Source organism: Paracoccus broussonetiae, from assembly GCF_031854425.1.
In the GTDB taxonomy this organism is placed as follows: domain Bacteria; phylum Pseudomonadota; class Alphaproteobacteria; order Rhodobacterales; family Rhodobacteraceae; genus Paracoccus; species Paracoccus broussonetiae.
The window spans coordinates 22,899-38,432 of record NZ_JAVRQI010000004.1 but is presented as its reverse complement, the minus strand read 5'-3'; the positions used below and the strand labels follow the sequence as shown (position 1 = coordinate 38,432).

Sequence of the window (15,534 nt, the reverse complement as noted above, 5' to 3'; positions counted from 1 at the left end):
GCGGGCGGACGCAGGCGGACCGCAAATCGCCCCTATGCAGAATGTCCGAACCGCATATCCTGCACCTGGGAGAGAACGGACCCCGGTCAAGGGGCCGATGACAACTGGGAGGAGAAACGACATGACCCGCAAGGGAATGCTGCTGACTGCCGCCACCGCGCTGGGCCTGGTCCTTGGGACGCAGGCCATGGCCGACACCGCCGAAAAGAAGATCGCGCTTTCCAACAACTATGCCGGCAACAGCTGGCGCCAGGCCATGCTGGAAAGCTGGAAGCGCGTCACCGACAAGGCCGTCGCCGACAAGGTCGTGGCCAGCGCGGATGCCTTTACCACAGCCGAGAACCAGGCGACCGAACAGGCCGCCCAGATCCAGAACATGATCCTGCAGGGCTATGATGCGATCGTCATCAACGCCGCCTCGCCCACCGCGCTGAACGGCGCGATCAAGGAGGCCTGCGATGCCGGGATCACCGTGGTCTCGTTCGACGGCGTCGTGACCGAGCCTTGTGCCTGGCGGGTCAAGGTCGATTTCGTCAAGATGGGTCGGGACGAGGTCGAATACCTTGCCAAGCGCCTGCCCGACGGCGGCAACCTGCTTGAGATCCGCGGCCTTGCCGGCGTCTCAGTCGATGATGAGATCCACCAGGGCATCGAGGAAGGCGTGAAGGCGCATCCGAACTTCAAGATCGTGGGCTCGGTCAACGGCGACTGGGCGCAGGACGTGGCGCAAAAGGCGGTCGCGGGCGTCCTGCCCTCGCTGCCGGAAATCGCCGCGGTGGTGACGCAGGGCGGCGACGGCTATGGCGCGGCGCAGGCCTTTGCCGCGGCGGGTCGCCCGACCCCGATCATCGTCATGGGCAACCGCCAGGACGAACTGAAATGGTGGGCCGAACAGCGCGACGCGAACGGCTATGAAACCGTCTCGACCTCGATCGCGCCGGGCGTCTCGACCCTGGCCTTCTGGGTCGCGCAGCAGATCCTGGACGGGCAGGACGTGCCCAAGGAACTGACCGTGCCGTTCCTTTCGGTAACGCAAGAGACGCTGGACGAGTCGCTGAAAGGCACCCCCGAAGGTGGCGTCACCAATGTCGACTATTCCCAGGACGACGCCAAGAAGGTGATCGCCGAGGCGAAGTGATGGCCGCACAGATCAAGGACACCGGGGCGCATTCCGCCCCGGTCGTCGTGCTGGAGGGCGCGTCGAAGCGCTTCGGCGCGCTCAAGGCGCTGGACGGCGTCGATCTTTCCATTGCGCCCGGCGAATGCCTTGGCCTCGTTGGCCATAACGGCGCGGGCAAGTCCACGCTGGTCAACCTGATCACCGGGCTGTTCGAGCCCAGCGACGGCCGCGTCGCCTATCCCGGCGCACATGATCCGCGCGGGGCGGGCATCCGCGCCATTTCGCAGGAAGGCATGCTTTGCCCGAACCTGACCGCGCTTGAGAACCTGCAGGTGGTGCAGCGCGATCTGACCGGCGCGGGCTGGCGCAAGCGGGCGGGCGAACGCATCCGCAGCCAGCTTGACCGCATTTTCCCCGGCCACCGCATCCGCCCCGAGACGCCGGTCCTGGATCTGACGCTGGCCGAGCAGCAGATGGTCGAGATCGCGATCGGCTTTGCCGAAGGCGAAGCGCCCGCGCGGCTGGTGGTGCTGGACGAGCCGACCTCGTCGCTGGACGCGGCCATCGCAGCCCAGTTGCTGGCCCATATCCGCCGGTTCTGTGCAAATGGCGGGGCGGTGATCTTCATCTCGCACATGATGGGCGAGATCTTCGAGGTCGCGAGCCGCATCGTCGTGATGAGGGACGGCCGCAGCATCGCGGACCGCCCCGCCGCCGCCTTCACCCGGCAGGGGCTGGTCGACGCGATGGGCCATGTGGCCGAGGACGGGCACCAGCCCAGCCCCGCGGCCCTTGCCCGCACCCTGGGCGACAAGTCCCATCCCATTCTGCGCACCCCCGAGGGGATCGAGGCCCGCAAGGGCGAGATCGTGGGCCTTGCCGGTCTGGCCGGGCATGGACAGGCCGAGGCGCTGGCGCGCTTCTATCTCTCGCAAAGCTCGGACTGGCGCGCCACACCCGCGCCCGCCGCCGTCTTTGTCGCGGGCGACCGCAGGCGGGACGGGCTGATGCCGATCTGGTCGATCCGCCGCAACCTGACCCTTGCCGCGCTGGCGACCCTGACCCGTCGCGGCCTGATCGACCGCGCGGCCGAGGCGCGGGTCGGGGCCGACTGGCAGAAACGCATCGGCATCCGCACGCCCGACATGAGCAACCCGATCCTGTCGCTGTCGGGAGGCAACCAGCAAAAGGCGCTTTTCGCGCGCGCATTGGCGACCACCGCACCGGTCGTCGTCATGGACGACCCGATGCGCGGCGTCGATATCGGCACCAAGACCGAGGTTTACGACATGATCCGCGCCGAGGCCGCGAATGGCCGCACCTTCCTGTGGTATTCCACCGAGATGGACGAGATCCGGAATTGCGACCGGGTTTTCGTCTTCCGCAATGGCGTCATCTCGGCCGAACTGGAGGGCAACCGCATCACCGAGGAAAACGTCCTGGCCGCCAGCTTCGAACTGGGCGAGGACGTCGCATGATGCGCCTTGTGAACCCAAGGCTCGCGCTGCCCGTCCTGTCGCTTGCCGTGCTGGTCGCCGCCGTCTTCTGGCTGCAGCCCCGCGCCATGAGCTATGTCGGCATCAACCTGCTGTTCAACCTGGCCGTGCCGATCGCGCTGGCGACGGTGGCGCAGATGATCATCATCATGGTCAATGACATCGACCTGTCGATGGGCGCCTTCGTCAGCCTTGTGGCCTGCATCACCGCCTCGGTCCTGCCGGTGAACCCGGCACTGGGCGTGGCGATGCTGGTGGGCTGCGTGCTGGCCTATGCCGCGCTTGGCGCGCTGATCGAGATCCGCCAGCTTCCCGCCATCGTCGTCACGCTGGGCATGTCCTTCGTCTGGGGCGGTGCGGCGGTGCTGATCCTGCCGTCACCGGGCGGCACCTCTCCGGCATGGCTGACGGCGATCATGAAATCGAAACCGCCGCTGGTGCCGATGGCGATCATCGCCAGCGTGCTGATCGCCGCCGTCGCGCATCTTCTGGTCATGCGCTCGGGCTTCGGCGTCCGGCTGCGGGCGCTGGGGGGCAATGCGCGGGCGGTGTCGCGGGCCGGACGCTCGACCATCCGGCTGCGGGCGATGGCATATGGCCTTGCCGGGATCTTCGCGGTGCTGGCGGGCATGGCGCTGGTCGGGCTGACGACCTCGGGGGATGCGAATATCGCGCTGCGCTATACCCTGCTGTCCATCGCCGGGGTAATCCTGGGCGGGGGCGAATTCACCGGTGGACGCGTGTCGCCCGTGGGCGCGGTGATCGGGGCGCTGACCCTGACGCTGGCAGGCAGCTTCCTGTCCTTTCTGCGGCTGTCCCCCGACTGGCAGATCGGCGCGCAGGGCGCGATCCTGATCCTTGTGCTGGCCGCGCGGCTGGTCGTCCGGCAGGCGGAGAAACGGGCATGAGCGGACTTGCGAACCTTCACCGCGCGCCCTGGTTCTGGGCCTGGGTCGCGGCCTTCGCCGCCTTCCTGGCCACCTGGTCGATGAGCGCGGGCGGCGGCGGAGGAATGGCACTGGCCGTCGCCGCGCTGACCTTCGCCAGCTTCTCGGTACTGACGGGGCTGGGGCAGATGCTGGTCATCACGCTGGGGCCGGGCAATACCGACCTGTCGATCCCGGCCACGATGACCCTGGCCGGCACCCTGTCGCTGAAACTGATGGGGGGCATGACGGCGGCGCCTGCGCTGGTCGTGCTGGCCGGGCTTTTGTCCACCATCGCCATCGGTGCAGGCGTGGGGATTGCGAATTTCGCGCTGATCCGCCTGCTGCGCATCCCGCCGATCATCGCGACGCTGTCGGCCAGCTTTCTTTACCAGTCGCTGGCGATCTGGTCGAACCGGGGACTGCGCATCAAGCCGCCGCAGGCACTGGCCGACTTCACCACGGCCCGAGACCTGCTGGGCGTCCCGAACCTTGCCTGGGTCGCGCTGGCGATCAGCGCGGGCTTCTGGGTGCTGCTGAACCTGTCGCTGTTCGGGCGCCGCGTCTCGGCCATCGGGCAGAACCAGCGGGCCGCGCGGCTGGCGGGTGTGCCGGTCGGCCGGGTCATGGGCGCGACCTATGTGACCTGCGCCATCATGGCCGCGCTGACCGGCTTTCTGCTGGCCTGCTTCTCGGGCGGGGCGGCGCTGAACATGGGGGCAGAATTCCTGCTGATGTCCATCGCCGTGACCGTGATCGGCGGCTCGTCCATTGCGGGCGGAAATTCCAATGTGCCCGGCATCTGGGCGGGCGCACTTTTCATGTATCTGATCGTGTCGATGCTGAACTCCTATGGCCTGGGAGCGGGCGTGCGCCTGCTGTCCACCGGGATCATCATCATCGCCATCGTCGCCGTCGCCAGCGGCAGAAAGGCCAACGCATGAGCCATTATGACCAGCGGGATCCACGTTTCCGCGCCCTGATCCATCCCAATGCGCAGCTGCGCCAGATCGGCAGCGGCTTTGAATGGGCCGAGGGGCCGGCCTGGTTCCCCGCAGCGCAGATGCTGCTGTTCTCGGACATTCCCGCGCATCGCATGATGCGCTGGACGGCCGAGACTGGCTGCACCGTCTTCCGCGAGCATTCCGACTACAGCAACGGCAATACCCGCGACCCGCAGGGACGGCTTGTGACCTGCCATCACGGGTTGCGCGCGGTTACGCGGACCGAACATGACGGCAGCCGCAGCATCGTCGCCAGCAGCCATGCCGGTCGCCGGTTGAATTCGCCCAACGATGTGGTGGCGCATTCGGACGGCAGCATCTGGTTCACCGATCCGACCTATGGAATCCTGTCCGACCTCGAGGGATATCGCGCCCCGCGCGAGCAGGACGGCTCGTTCGTCTATCGCGTCCCGCCCGAAGGGGGCGAGCCGCGCGCCGTCATCACCGATTTCACCCAGCCGAACGGATTGTGCTTCTCGCCCGACGAAGGCCTGCTTTATGTCGCAGAATCGGGCTCCAGCCATGACCCGGGTGTGCCGCCGGTGATCCGGGTCTTTGACGTCGCGCCTGACGGCTCGGTCGCAAACGGGCGCGACTTTGCGCGGATCGACCAGGGCCTGCCCGACGGGATCCGTTGCGATGCGCAGGGCAATGTCTGGTCTTCGGCCGCGGACGGGGTCCATGTCTTTGCCCCCGACGGGGTGCTGCTGGGCAAGATCCTGGTCCCCGAGGTGGTGTCGAACATCTGCTTCGGCGGCCCGCGCGGCAACCGGCTATTCATCACCGCGACGACCAGCCTTTACATGCTGGCGGTGGATGCGGCCGCGGCGGGCTGGCCTGCGGCGCACTGAAGCAACCCGCGCCCGCGCCGCCGGTCAGGTCGCGCGGGCAAAAGCCGCCGCCTCGTCGACCAGTTCGGGATCGGGGCGGATACCGGTGTAAAGGACGAACTGCTCCAGTGCCTGAAGCACCGCCACCTCGGCACCCGAAATGCACGTCTTGCCCAGTGCCTCGGCCGCCCGCATCAGCGGCGTGTCGGACGGCAGGGCCACCACGTCGAAGACGGTTTCGGCCGCGACAATGGCCGCCTGGGGAAAGGCCAGCTGCGCGGCCTCGGGGCCCTTCATGCCAAGGGGCGTCACGTTGACGATCAGGGGTGCGGTCTGCGTCTGCAGCTCGGGGGTCCAGATGAAACCGTAAAGATCGGCCAGCCCCTGTCCGGTCGCCCGATTGCGGGCGATGATGGTGCCCTGCCGGTGGCCCCGGTCGCGCAAAGCCGCCACCACGGCCTTGGCCATCCCGCCCGAACCGCGCAGCAGGAAGGGCGTCTCGGGCGCAATTCCGGCGCGATCCAGCAATTGCGCGACGGCGCTGTAATCGGTGTTGTATCCGGTCAGCCGCCCGTCATCGTTGACGATGGTGTTCACGCTGTCGATGGCCGCCGCCGATCCCTCCAGCCCGTCGATCAGGGGAATGACCGCCTCCTTAAAGGGCATCGAGACGGCGCAGCCCCGGATGCCCAGCGCGCGGATCCCGCCCAGCGCAGCGGGCAGGTCGGTGGTGGTAAAGGCCTTGTAGACGAAATCCAGCCCCAGTCTTTCGTAAAGCCGGTTGTGGAACCGAGAGCCGAACTGGCCGGGCCGCGCGGCCAGCGACATGCAAAGCCGGGTGGCCGGGCCGATGGGTGGTTTCACCGGATGGGTCGTCATGCAGATCCCCGAAAGCGTTGCTTCTGGTCATCAAATGACCGGCGGCGGGGAAAGGCAAGTGCCGCCGAAAAACAGCACCCCGCGGCACGCTGGCGCGCCGCGGGGTGCCTGACCGGAGCGGTCAGCAACCGGCAGCCGGGGGAGGACGGCCGCCTTCTCCGGGTCTCAGATTTCCTCGTCCCAGCCGCCGGCATCCTCGAAGGCGCCGGGATCATCCTCTTCCTCTTCGGGCGCGGGTGCGGCCTCGGCCTCGCCCGCGAACATGCCCATCACCGCATTGCCCAGCAGGACGCCGCCGGCGACGCCCATTGCGGTCTGCGCGGCACCGGCGAGAAAGCCCCCGCCCTGCCCCTGCTGGGCAGGCATTCCGCCATAGCCCTGCGGGCGCGCACCCATGCCCGGCGCCATGCGCTGGGACATCTGGGGCGAAGGCGCGGCCGCGCCGCCGCCGAACATGCGCGACAGGAACCCACCCTGACCCGCACCCTGGCGGGACGCCTGGGCCTGATATTCCAGTTCCTCGATACGGGCCTGCGCGGCGTTCAGCGCGTGGTCCTGCATCACGATGGTCTGGGCCATGAAATAGGGCGCGCCGGGCTGGCGGGCGATCTGCCCCGAGATGAAGTGTTCTGCGTCGGTATCGCGGGGCGCCGCCTGGCGCTCGACATGCGCGAGCTTGTCGAACAGGCCCTCGATGGCCTGCCTGTCATTGTGGTCCATGCCTCGGTTTTCCTTCTTGCGGGATGTCTGCTTATTCCTCCCGCTGGCCGGTCAGGCTCAGCAGAAGCTGGAAGATGTTGATGAAGTTCAGGTACAGCGACAGCGCGCCCATCACCGCCAGCTTCTGGCGGGTCTCGTCGTCATGGTGTTCGCCATATTGCAGCTTGATCGACTGGGTGTCCCAGGCGGTCAGGCCGACAAAGACCAGGATGCCGATGATCGAGATCGCGAATTGCAGCGCCGACGAGCCCAGGAAGATGTTGATGATGCTGGCGATGATGACGCCGATCAGGCCCATGATCAGGAAGCTGCCGAACTTGCTGAGGTCGCGGTTCGTCGTATAGCCGTAAAGGCTCATCCCCGCGAACATCGCGGCGGCACCGAAAAACGCCCGCGCGATCGAGGTGCCGGTATAGACCAGGAAGATCGAGGCCAGCGACAGCCCCATCACCGCGCAGAAGGCCCAGAACAGCGCCTGCGCCGTCGCGCCCGAGATTGCCTCGATCCGGAAGGACAGGAACATCACGAAGCCCAGCGGCGCCAGCATGACCAGCCATTTCAGCGGCGAGCCGAAGATCGGCACATAGATCGCCGGGACCGAGGCAACCAGCATCGCGACGATGCCCGTCAGCACAAGGCCAAGCCCCATGTAGTTATAGATGCGCAGCATATGCGCGCGCAGCCCCTGGTCATAGGCGGCGGCGGGCGAGAAGCCGGCACTGCGGCCCCGGGTCGTCTGGTCCATGGTCAATCTCCGCTGGGTCAGGTTCAGTAAAGGGTTGAGGAAAGCTGCTCGGCGATCCCAAGCAGGCTTGCGACGTCGCCGCGATCCGCGATCATGACATGCGCCGTCTCGCCGATCTGGAACCAGGCGACGTTCTCGCGGCCATGCGTCTCGACATGGGGCATGGTGACGGCAAAGCTACCGGTGCGGACGGCGAAATGCGTCAGCCGCCCCAGATCGCCCGCGTCGAAGACGATCTCGATCCCCGGCCCTTGGGGCGAGGGAAAGACCTGCGCGTCGCGGATCGTCCAGTCGCGGTCGAAGCGCGGCAGAAGTATCCCCGTCGCGGCCCGCAACTCGGCCGGATCAAGCCGCGAGGCTTGCGGTTGCGACCGCATCGGCAGGCGCACAAGACTGGCCTCACGCGCGGACAGCGCGGCCGACACGACCGGCGGCGGTGCTTGCGAGGCGACGACCTTGCCCACGGAAAGCGGGCCGAAGCCCTCGTTCGCCAGCCAGCCGGTCACGACCAGCAGGCCGACGGGCACCAGCCGGATCGCGCGACGGATGCGTTCATCCCGACGCAGCGCCCGCGACAGCTGCGCCGCACCCGCGCGATGCGCGCCGGTGGGCGTGCCTGCCGGGGCCAGCGCCAGACGCAGTTCGCGCCGCAGCCGGATATCCTGCATCACGCGCGCCGCCGCCTCGGGGTGGCGCGCCAGGTGATCCTCGACCCGCAGGCGCTGCCAGTCGTCCAGTTGCTCATCGACATAGGCGTTGAGGTCCAGTTCGGAAATCGCGTCACTTGCCTGCTGCATCGCGTCCTCCCACCAGTTTCAGCCCGCGGGCCGGGGTCTTTCCTTCCTCGAAGGCGCGCAGCTGCGCGCGGGCGCGCCCGACGCGGGACATCAGCGTCCCCAGCGGCACACCCGCCAGCTCGGCGGCCTCGGCATAGGTCATGCCCTCGATCGCGACCAGCGACAGGGCCTCGCGCTGATCGTCGGGCAGGTCCATGAACGCGCCCCGCAATTGCGCCAGACGCATCGCGGCATCCTGCGGCGCGTCCATTGCCTGCGGTGCGATGGCGGCCAAAGTGTCATGCCGCCTGCGTTCGGCCCGGCGGCTGCGCAGCCGGTCCAGAAAGATATTGCGCAGGATGGTGAACAGCCATGCGCGGATATTGCCGCCCATGCGGATCCCGCGGCGGTTCTCATGCCCGCGCAGCAGGGTTTCCTGCACCAGGTCATCGGCTTCGGCATCGTTGCGCGACAAGGCCAGCGCATAGCGGCGCAGGGCGGGCAACTGGTCCAGTATGGGGTCGGGTTCCGTGGGCATCCTGACGCATATACGTAGCCCGGCGCGGTTCTTATCCCTTGGTCGCGAAAAAAATCCGCGAACCCGCGTCAATCCCCGCCAGAGGGGGGCCAGATCCGCGCCCAGATCCCGTCCCGCCGGATCAGCGCGTGATACAGCGTCGCCGCGACATGCAGGCAGATCAGAGCAATCAGCAGAAAGGCGGCCGCCTGATGCAACGCCGACGCGGTATCCCCCAGCTCCTTCGAGCGCGGGATCGGGCCGATCAGCCCCAAGGCATCCAGAAGCTCGATCGGAAAGCCCCCGGCCCGGACGCGGATGAAGCCACTGACCGGCATGACCACCAAAAGGACATACATCAGCACATGCGAGGTTTGCGCCACCCGCCGCTGCCAGTCGGGCATCGACAGCGGCAAGGGCGGGGCCGGGTTGAACCAGCGATACAGGATGCGCAGCAAGGCAAGGAACAGGACCAGCAGGCCGATATGCTTGTGCAACAGGAACAAGGCGTCCTGCAGCGGGCGGGCCAACCCGTCCTGCGTCATGATCAGCCCCGCCGCGATCATCGGCAGGACCAGAAGCGCCACAATCCAGTGCAGCAGGCGCGCCGTGCTGCGATAGCGTTCGGGCTGGGTGATCATCGCCTGACCTCCTGTCCCGACAGCGTAAACCTCGGCGCGAACAGATCAAGACGCGGCTTGAAAAAACCATGCGCTGCCATAGGATTTCGACATGGAGCAGCTGGGCCACAGCCTTTCGGCAGGAATCGCCCGACTTGCGCCGGGCGCGCGGTCCGGCCAACCCCAAGGGCATAACCTGCGCGGACTGGCCGGGGCCGGGCTGGGCGGCGTGGCGGTGATCGTGCTGTCCTCGGTCCTGCTGGGCGCAGGATGGATGCTGCTGCCCGCGCTTGTCGGCTATGCGGTTCTGCTGGGCGTCATCCGCCGCTATCTGGCACGGTTCTATCCCCATCCGCGCTTCGGGGCCTGCAATGCCGTGACCCTGTGGCGGGCGGCGCTGGTGCTGTCCCTGCTGGGCGCATTGCTCGCGGGTCAGCTGGCGGGGCTGGTGCTGGCGGCGCTGGCCACGGTCAGCCTGCTGCTCGATGGGGCCGATGGCTGGCTGGCGCGGCGCAGCGGTCTGGTTTCAGAGTTCGGCGCGCGCTTCGACATGGAGGTCGATGCCGCCTTCGGGCTGGTCCTGTCGCTGCACGCGCTGGCAGGCGGCGCCCCCGGCCCCGAGGTCCTGCTGCTTGGCCTGCCCCGCTATGCGTTTCTGCTGGGCGGCCTGCTGTGGCCCTGGATGCGACCAGAGCTGCCACAGCGCTTCCGCCGCAAGGCGATCTGCGTCACACAGCTTGCCGTCCTGATCCTGCTGCAACTGCCCGCCCTGCCGCGCGAGATGGCGGATCTGGCGGCGTGGCTGGCCATCGCGCTGCTGCTTTGGTCCTTTGCTTTGGACATGGTGTGGTTGTGGCGGCACCGGAGCTGAGCGTCGCGCCCCCCGCCACCTCGCTTTGGCGGACCGTCGCGGCGCTGGCGCTGCTGTGGGGCACGCTTCTGGTCTGCGGGCTGGGCGCGGGGACCGGTCCCGCCGCGTTCCTGCCGGTGCCGGTCGAACTGCCGGCGCTGATCCTGCTTCTGTCCCTGCCGCCCCGCGCCGCCCGACTGCTGCGGCCGCTGCTGGTCCTGCTGATGATGGCGGCGCTGGTTCTGGCCGGCGCCGATCTGGTGATGCGGAACCTGCTGGATCGTGGCTTCAACCCGGCCAGCGACCTGCCCCTGATCCGCGACCTGCTGGACCTGCTGGCGGAAAGCTTCGGCAGGCTTCCGGTGGCCGCAGTGCTTGTCGCGGCGGTGCTGCTGGTCCCTGCACTGGCGGCCGCGCTGTGGCGCGCGACGGGGACCATCTCGGGTCTTGCCCCGACCCTTCGGGCGCGGCTGGGCCTGATGACGGTGCTGATCCTTTCGGCGACGACCGGCGGCGCGGGGGCCTCGGGCTTCCTGTTGGACAAGGGGGTCGAGACGGCGCGCACCTTTGCCGAGTTGCGCCTGTTCCGCCAAGCCGCGCGGCTGGACCCGTGGCGGGCGACACCCCCCGATCTTGCGCGGCTGGATCGGGATGTCGTGATCGTCTTCGTCGAAAGCTATGGTCGGACCAGCTTCGACACCGACTTTTACGCGGCGGCGCATCTGCCGATCCTGCGCGCGGCGCAATCCCGGCTTCAGGCGGAGGGGCTGGCGATGCGCTCGGGCTTCGTGACCTCTCCGACGCATGGCGGGCAAAGCTGGCTGGCCCACGCGACGCTGGCGAATGGCCTGCGCATCGACGACCAGACCCGCTATCGCGCGGCGCTGGCCAGCGGTCGGCAAAGCCTGTTCCACCTTGCACGCCGGGCGGGGTTCCGCACCGCCACGGTCGCGCCCGGCATCACCCGCCCCTGGCCCGAGGCGGCCGGGATGGGCTTCGACCGCGTCCTGACCGCGCCCGATCTTGGCTATGCGGGCAAGCCCTTCAACTGGGTGACGATGCCAGACCAGTTCACGCTGGCCGCATTTGACCGCCTGACGGCCGGGACAGCCGACGATCCCCGCCCGCTTTTCGCGCAGGTGGTGCTGACTTCCTCGCACGCGCCCTGGGTTCCGGTGCCGCAGATGATCGGCTGGGACCAGCTTGGCGATGGACATGCCTTTGACCGGATGGCGACACAGGGCGATCCGCCAGAGGTGGTCTGGCGTGATCCTTCGCGGGTCGCCGCGCAATACCGCGACGCGATCTCGTATTCGCTGGCGACGGTGCTGGATTACGCGCGGCTTCATGCCGCGAACCCGCCCCTGCTGATCGTTCTGGGCGACCATCAGGCCGCGACCGCGATCGGGCAGGATGCTCGGCGCGAGGTTCCGGTCCATGTCATCGGCCCCGCCCCACTGGTTGACCGCGTCGCGGATTGGGGCCTGTCGCCCGGCCTTGTCCCGCCCCCCGCCAGTCCCGCCATCCCGATGGAGGATCTGCGCGACCTGTTCCTGCGCAGCTTCTCGGCCAATCAGGACCGGCCATCATGACGGTCCGGCGCGTGGTGACGCTTGCCGTGCCCGGCGACATCAGGACGCGGACCGGCGGCTATTTCTATGACCGCCGCCTGATCGCGGGACTTGGCGAGCTGGGCTGGCAGGTCAAGGTGCTGGAACTGCCAGCAAGCTTTCCCGACCCCGATCCGGCCGGGATGCAAGACGCGCTGGCCGCCCTGCAAGCGGTTCCCGGTGAAGGGGTGCTGATCGTCGACGGGCTGGCCCTTGGCGCGCTGGACCCGGTGGGGCTGCGGCAGGTCGCGGCGCCCGTGGTCGCGCTGGTCCATCATCCGCTGGCGATGGAAAGCGGGCTGGATCCCGCCCGTCGCGATCACCTGCATCGGACCGAGCGTCAGAACCTGCGCCATGCCCGCCATGTCCTTGTCCCCAGCCCGCATGTCCGCGACCTGCTGGTCTCGGGCTATGCCGTCGCGCCGGATCAGATCACCGTCGCGCGTCCCGGCACCGACCGCCCCCGGCCCGGCGCGCGGCAGGCGGTGACGCCGCCGCTGGTGCTGTCGGTCGGCATCCTGCATCCGCGCAAGGGTCATGACGTTCTGATCCGTGCATTGGCCGCCATCGCCGATCTTGACTGGCAGGCGGTGATCGTCGGGGGCGCGCGCGATCCCGGTCATGCCGAGGCGCTGCGTCAGTTGATCGTCGAATGCGGGCTGGCGGATCGGCTGAGACTTGCAGGCGAAGTGTCCGAGGACCGGCTGGACGCGCTTTACCGCCGCGCCTCGGTCTTTGCACTGGCGACGCGCTATGAAGGATACGGCATCGTCTTTGACGAGGCATTGTCCAACGGCCTGCCCATTATTGCCTGCGACAGCGGCGCGGTGCGGGACACGGTGCCGCCGGAGGCCGGGCTGCTGGTCCCGCCCGAAGATTGCGCGGCATTTGCGGACGCGCTTCGAACCGTGCTGGACGACCCGGCGCGGATGCAGGCCATGGCCTTTGCCGCCGCCAGCGCCGGTCGGGCCCTGCCCGGCTGGGACGGGACCGCGCGCATTGCAGGGGCGGTCCTAAACGCCATCGGCGACACTTGAAAACCACGACGGATCGGAAGGAAAAGCGGATGCCCGAGGACGAATTCAGCGGCAAGGTCGCATTGGTGACCGGAAGCACCGGTATCGGTCGAGCCGCGGCGATCCGGCTTGCGCGCGGCGGGGCCGAGGTCGTGGCCTGCGGCATTGACATCCATGCCAATCAGGAACTTTCCGCACTGGGCGTGGCGCAGTGCCTGTCACTGGAAGCGCGGCGGGCTGACGTCTCAGAGCAGGACGAAATCCAGGACCTGATGGCCGACATCGTGGATCGCCACGGCGGGCTGGACATCATCGTAAACGCCGCCGCGGTCCATCCCTATGGCACGGTAACGACCACCGGACCCGAGGATTGGGCGCGCTGCATGGCGGTGAATGTCGGCGGCATCTACATGACCGGCCGCTTCGGCATCCCGCTGATGGAAAGCCGGGGCGGCGGCGCAATCGTGAACCTGTCCTCGGTGCAGGGGCATGGCTGCCAGCAGGGGGTCGCGGCCTATGTCGCAAGCAAGGGCGCGATCCATGCCCTGACCCGTGCCATGGCCATCGACCATGCGGCGGCGGGGATCCGGGTCAATTCGGTCTCGCCCGGCTCGGTCCGCACGCCGATCCTGTCGCTGGCCGCCCATAAACTGGGCGGGGACCTGTCCAAAGATGAGGTCTTCGCCCGTTTCGGCGCGGCCCATCCCCTTGGCCGGATCGGCGAACCCGAGGAAGTGGCCGAACTGATCGCCTTTCTCTGCTCCGACCGGGCCAGCTTCATCACCGGCGCCGATCACCTGATCGATGGCGGGCTGAATGCCGGACTTGCGGTCAGATAGGGTCAGCGGCTGGCCGCGCCCTCAAGCCGGAAGGCGCGCAGGCGCGGCAAGACGCTGGCAAGATCGACCGCCCTTCCCTCGCCAAAACCGAAATAGACCTCGCGGAACAGGTCGAACAACCGGTCATATCCCGCGCGCGTGCCTTCGCGCGGCGTGAACACGCGCGACGGTGGGCACAAGACCTGTTGCGCGGCCTCGAATGTGTCGAAGGCGCCGGCAGCCACGGCAGCGAAGATGCACGAACCGGTTCCGACCGGAGAGCTGGCGGGGACGTGAACCTCGCGTTCCAGCACATCGGCATAGATCTGGTTCAGCACGTCGTTCTTTTGCGGGATGCCGCCCGCGTTGACGATGCGGGCCGTGTCCATGCCGCCGCTTTCGATCCGCTCGGTGATGATGCGGACATGCATGGCCATGCCTTCGATCGCGGCATGCATTTCGTCCCCGGCGGTGTGGTTCAGGTCCCAACCCAGCGTCACCGCGCCAAGGTCCGAACGCACCAGAACCGTGCGGTCGCCATTGTCCCAATTCAGCCGCATGAGCCCGCTGCCGCCCGGAGGCAAGCGGTCCAGCCCCTCGCACAGCGTCGCGACATCGCTGCCCGCGCGGCGCGCGATGGCCTCGAACACGTCGCCGGTCGCGGATTGCCCGGCCTCGATCCCGGTCCAGCCCGGCAGCACGCTGCCCGGCACCACGCCGCACAGGCCCGGAACCGGCGGGAAACCCTGCGGCCCCATCGCGATGATGCAGGTCGAGGTGCCGACCACGTTGACGATGTCGCCCGGCCGCGCTCCCGCGCCGATTGCGTCCCAATGCGCATCGAAGGCACCGACCGGGATCGGGATGCCGGGGCGAAGGCCCAGCTTCTCTGCCCATTCCGGCGACAGGTGACCGGCAATCGCGTCCGAGGTCACGAAGCGCCCCGCAAGGCGGTCGTTGATGCCATCGAACAGCGGATCGACGCGGCTGAGGAAGTCCTGCGGCGGCAGCCCGCCCCAGGGCGCGCCATACATCCACTTGTGCCCGGCGGCGCAGATGCTGCGCGGCAGCTCGGCTAGGTCGCGGATCCCGCACAGCGTCGCCGCAACCATGTCGCAATGTTCCAGCGCGGTGGCAAAGCGGTTCCGCAGACCCGGATTGTGGCGCAGGAAATGCAGGACCTTGGCATAGCCCCATTCGTGGGAATAGGTGCCGCCACACCAGTCCAGCGCGGCCAGTCCCTCGGCCCGGCCAAGGGCGGTGATCTGCGCCGCCTCGTGATGCGCGCGGTGGTCGCACCACAGATAGTAATCGGCCAGCGGTTGCAGGTCTTCGTCGACCATCACCACGCTTGAGCCGGTGGTGTCGCAGGCCAGCGCCGCGACCCGGTCGCCGTCGATCCCGGCCTTTGCCACCGCCTCGCGCATGGCGGCAGCCAGCGCGGTCATGTGGTCGGCATGGGCCTGCGCGCCCAGCAGCGGATCAGCCGCACTGCGCTTCAGCGCATAGCCCGAGGTCGCGCCCGCAAGCGTCGCCCCGGTTTCGGTTTCCATCAGGGTCACGCGCACGCTGAGCGTGCCGAAATCGACGCCGGCAACGATCATGGC

General features: G+C 68.1%; 16 protein-coding genes. 9 read left to right on the top strand and 7 right to left on the bottom strand.

Translation table 11 applies throughout. The annotated features are described in order from the left end of the window. Positions 1 to 121 precede the first annotated feature (121 nt). From RM190_RS05950 to RM190_RS05930, 5 genes are read left to right on the top strand one after another with little or no spacing between them, the layout of a single operon-like run. A complete protein-coding gene (locus RM190_RS05950; protein WP_311758499.1) occupies positions 122 to 1,138 on the top strand; it encodes an ABC transporter substrate-binding protein in 1,017 nt (338 codons plus the stop codon). After that, complete coding sequence (locus RM190_RS05945) at positions 1,138 to 2,598, top strand: sugar ABC transporter ATP-binding protein (RefSeq protein WP_311758498.1); 1,461 nt, start codon at positions 1,138 to 1,140, stop codon at positions 2,596 to 2,598. Before RM190_RS05950 ends, RM190_RS05945 begins: the two co-directional genes overlap by 1 nt. Further along, positions 2,595 to 3,524, top strand: coding sequence for an ABC transporter permease (locus RM190_RS05940; protein ID WP_311758497.1), 930 nt, complete (start codon positions 2,595 to 2,597; stop codon positions 3,522 to 3,524). The genes RM190_RS05945 and RM190_RS05940 overlap by 4 nt, the downstream gene beginning before the upstream one ends. Beyond that, on the top strand, positions 3,521 to 4,486 hold the full coding sequence (locus RM190_RS05935; RefSeq protein ID WP_311758496.1) for an ABC transporter permease: 966 nt from the start codon (positions 3,521 to 3,523) through the stop codon (positions 4,484 to 4,486). The genes RM190_RS05940 and RM190_RS05935 overlap by 4 nt, the downstream gene beginning before the upstream one ends. Then, on the top strand, positions 4,483 to 5,397 hold the full coding sequence (locus tag RM190_RS05930; RefSeq protein ID WP_311758495.1) for an SMP-30/gluconolactonase/LRE family protein: 915 nt from the start codon (positions 4,483 to 4,485) through the stop codon (positions 5,395 to 5,397). The genes RM190_RS05935 and RM190_RS05930 overlap by 4 nt, the downstream gene beginning before the upstream one ends. A gap of 24 nt (positions 5,398 to 5,421) precedes the next feature. Here RM190_RS05930 and RM190_RS05925 read toward each other — a convergent pair whose 3' ends face one another. From RM190_RS05925 to RM190_RS05900, 6 genes are all read right to left on the bottom strand, one after another. Beyond that, a complete protein-coding gene (locus RM190_RS05925) occupies positions 5,422 to 6,255 on the bottom strand; it encodes a shikimate 5-dehydrogenase (RefSeq protein WP_311758494.1) in 834 nt (277 codons plus the stop codon). Positions 6,256 to 6,420: 165 nt separating this feature from the next. After that, positions 6,421 to 6,975 carry a DUF2076 domain-containing protein gene (locus RM190_RS05920; protein WP_311758493.1) on the bottom strand — a complete coding sequence of 185 codons (555 nt, stop codon included), beginning with the start codon at positions 6,973 to 6,975 and terminating at the stop codon, positions 6,421 to 6,423. Between the two features lie 31 nt (positions 6,976 to 7,006). Further along, the gene (locus tag RM190_RS05915; RefSeq protein WP_311758492.1) at positions 7,007 to 7,720 is read right to left on the bottom strand and encodes a Bax inhibitor-1/YccA family protein; all 714 of its coding nucleotides are present in this window, start codon (positions 7,718 to 7,720) and stop codon (positions 7,007 to 7,009) included. A gap of 23 nt (positions 7,721 to 7,743) precedes the next feature. Beyond that, positions 7,744 to 8,517: an anti-sigma factor family protein gene (locus RM190_RS05910; protein ID WP_311758491.1), complete on the bottom strand. Its 774-nt coding sequence runs from the start codon at positions 8,515 to 8,517 to the stop codon at positions 7,744 to 7,746. After that, complete coding sequence (locus tag RM190_RS05905; RefSeq protein ID WP_311758490.1) at positions 8,501 to 9,034, bottom strand: sigma-70 family RNA polymerase sigma factor; 534 nt, start codon at positions 9,032 to 9,034, stop codon at positions 8,501 to 8,503. The genes RM190_RS05910 and RM190_RS05905 overlap by 17 nt, the downstream gene beginning before the upstream one ends. 68 nt (positions 9,035 to 9,102) lie before the next feature. Beyond that, a complete protein-coding gene (locus tag RM190_RS05900; RefSeq protein ID WP_311758489.1) occupies positions 9,103 to 9,654 on the bottom strand; it encodes a cytochrome b in 552 nt (183 codons plus the stop codon). 91 nt (positions 9,655 to 9,745) lie between these two features. Here RM190_RS05900 and RM190_RS05895 point away from each other — a divergent pair, with 91 nt between their 5' ends. The 4 genes from RM190_RS05895 to RM190_RS05880 are packed head-to-tail and all read left to right on the top strand — an operon-like array spanning position 9,746 to position 13,948. Further along, complete coding sequence (locus RM190_RS05895) at positions 9,746 to 10,504, top strand: CDP-alcohol phosphatidyltransferase family protein (protein WP_311758488.1); 759 nt, start codon at positions 9,746 to 9,748, stop codon at positions 10,502 to 10,504. Continuing rightward, on the top strand, positions 10,486 to 12,075 hold the full coding sequence (locus tag RM190_RS05890; protein WP_311758487.1) for a sulfatase-like hydrolase/transferase: 1,590 nt from the start codon (positions 10,486 to 10,488) through the stop codon (positions 12,073 to 12,075). Before RM190_RS05895 ends, RM190_RS05890 begins: the two co-directional genes overlap by 19 nt. Beyond that, positions 12,072 to 13,130: a glycosyltransferase family 4 protein gene (locus tag RM190_RS05885; protein ID WP_311758486.1), complete on the top strand. Its 1,059-nt coding sequence runs from the start codon at positions 12,072 to 12,074 to the stop codon at positions 13,128 to 13,130. Before RM190_RS05890 ends, RM190_RS05885 begins: the two co-directional genes overlap by 4 nt. Positions 13,131 to 13,159: 29 nt before the next feature. Continuing rightward, positions 13,160 to 13,948, top strand: coding sequence for an SDR family NAD(P)-dependent oxidoreductase (locus RM190_RS05880; protein ID WP_311758485.1), 789 nt, complete (start codon positions 13,160 to 13,162; stop codon positions 13,946 to 13,948). 2 nt (positions 13,949 to 13,950) lie between these two features. Here the strand turns inward: RM190_RS05880 and RM190_RS05875 are convergent, their stop codons facing one another. Further along, a complete protein-coding gene (locus RM190_RS05875; RefSeq protein ID WP_311758484.1) occupies positions 13,951 to 15,531 on the bottom strand; it encodes a ribulokinase in 1,581 nt (526 codons plus the stop codon). Between the last annotated feature and the right edge of the window lie 3 nt (positions 15,532 to 15,534).

Bases quoted from the DNA above. Each gene is read 5' to 3' on its own strand.
- RM190_RS05905 (WP_311758490.1), bottom strand. From the start codon at position 9,034: ATGCCCACGGAACCCGACCCCATACTGGACCAGTTGCCCGCCCTGCGC.
- RM190_RS05900 (WP_311758489.1), bottom strand. From the start codon at position 9,654: ATGATCACCCAGCCCGAACGCTATCGCAGCACGGCGCGCCTGCTGCAC.
- RM190_RS05910 (WP_311758491.1), bottom strand. From the start codon at position 8,517: ATGCAGCAGGCAAGTGACGCGATTTCCGAACTGGACCTCAACGCCTAT.
- RM190_RS05930 (WP_311758495.1), top strand. From the start codon at position 4,483: ATGAGCCATTATGACCAGCGGGATCCACGTTTCCGCGCCCTGATCCAT.
- RM190_RS05935 (WP_311758496.1), top strand. From the start codon at position 3,521: ATGAGCGGACTTGCGAACCTTCACCGCGCGCCCTGGTTCTGGGCCTGG.
- RM190_RS05880 (WP_311758485.1), top strand. From the start codon at position 13,160: ATGCCCGAGGACGAATTCAGCGGCAAGGTCGCATTGGTGACCGGAAGC.
- RM190_RS05915 (WP_311758492.1), bottom strand. From the start codon at position 7,720: ATGGACCAGACGACCCGGGGCCGCAGTGCCGGCTTCTCGCCCGCCGCC.
- RM190_RS05920 (WP_311758493.1), bottom strand. From the start codon at position 6,975: ATGGACCACAATGACAGGCAGGCCATCGAGGGCCTGTTCGACAAGCTC.
- RM190_RS05950 (WP_311758499.1), top strand. From the start codon at position 122: ATGACCCGCAAGGGAATGCTGCTGACTGCCGCCACCGCGCTGGGCCTG.
- RM190_RS05940 (WP_311758497.1), top strand. From the start codon at position 2,595: ATGATGCGCCTTGTGAACCCAAGGCTCGCGCTGCCCGTCCTGTCGCTT.
- RM190_RS05885 (WP_311758486.1), top strand. From the start codon at position 12,072: ATGACGGTCCGGCGCGTGGTGACGCTTGCCGTGCCCGGCGACATCAGG.
- RM190_RS05945 (WP_311758498.1), top strand. From the start codon at position 1,138: ATGGCCGCACAGATCAAGGACACCGGGGCGCATTCCGCCCCGGTCGTC.
- RM190_RS05875 (WP_311758484.1), bottom strand. From the start codon at position 15,531: ATGATCGTTGCCGGCGTCGATTTCGGCACGCTCAGCGTGCGCGTGACC.
- RM190_RS05925 (WP_311758494.1), bottom strand. From the start codon at position 6,255: ATGACGACCCATCCGGTGAAACCACCCATCGGCCCGGCCACCCGGCTT.
- RM190_RS05895 (WP_311758488.1), top strand. From the start codon at position 9,746: ATGGAGCAGCTGGGCCACAGCCTTTCGGCAGGAATCGCCCGACTTGCG.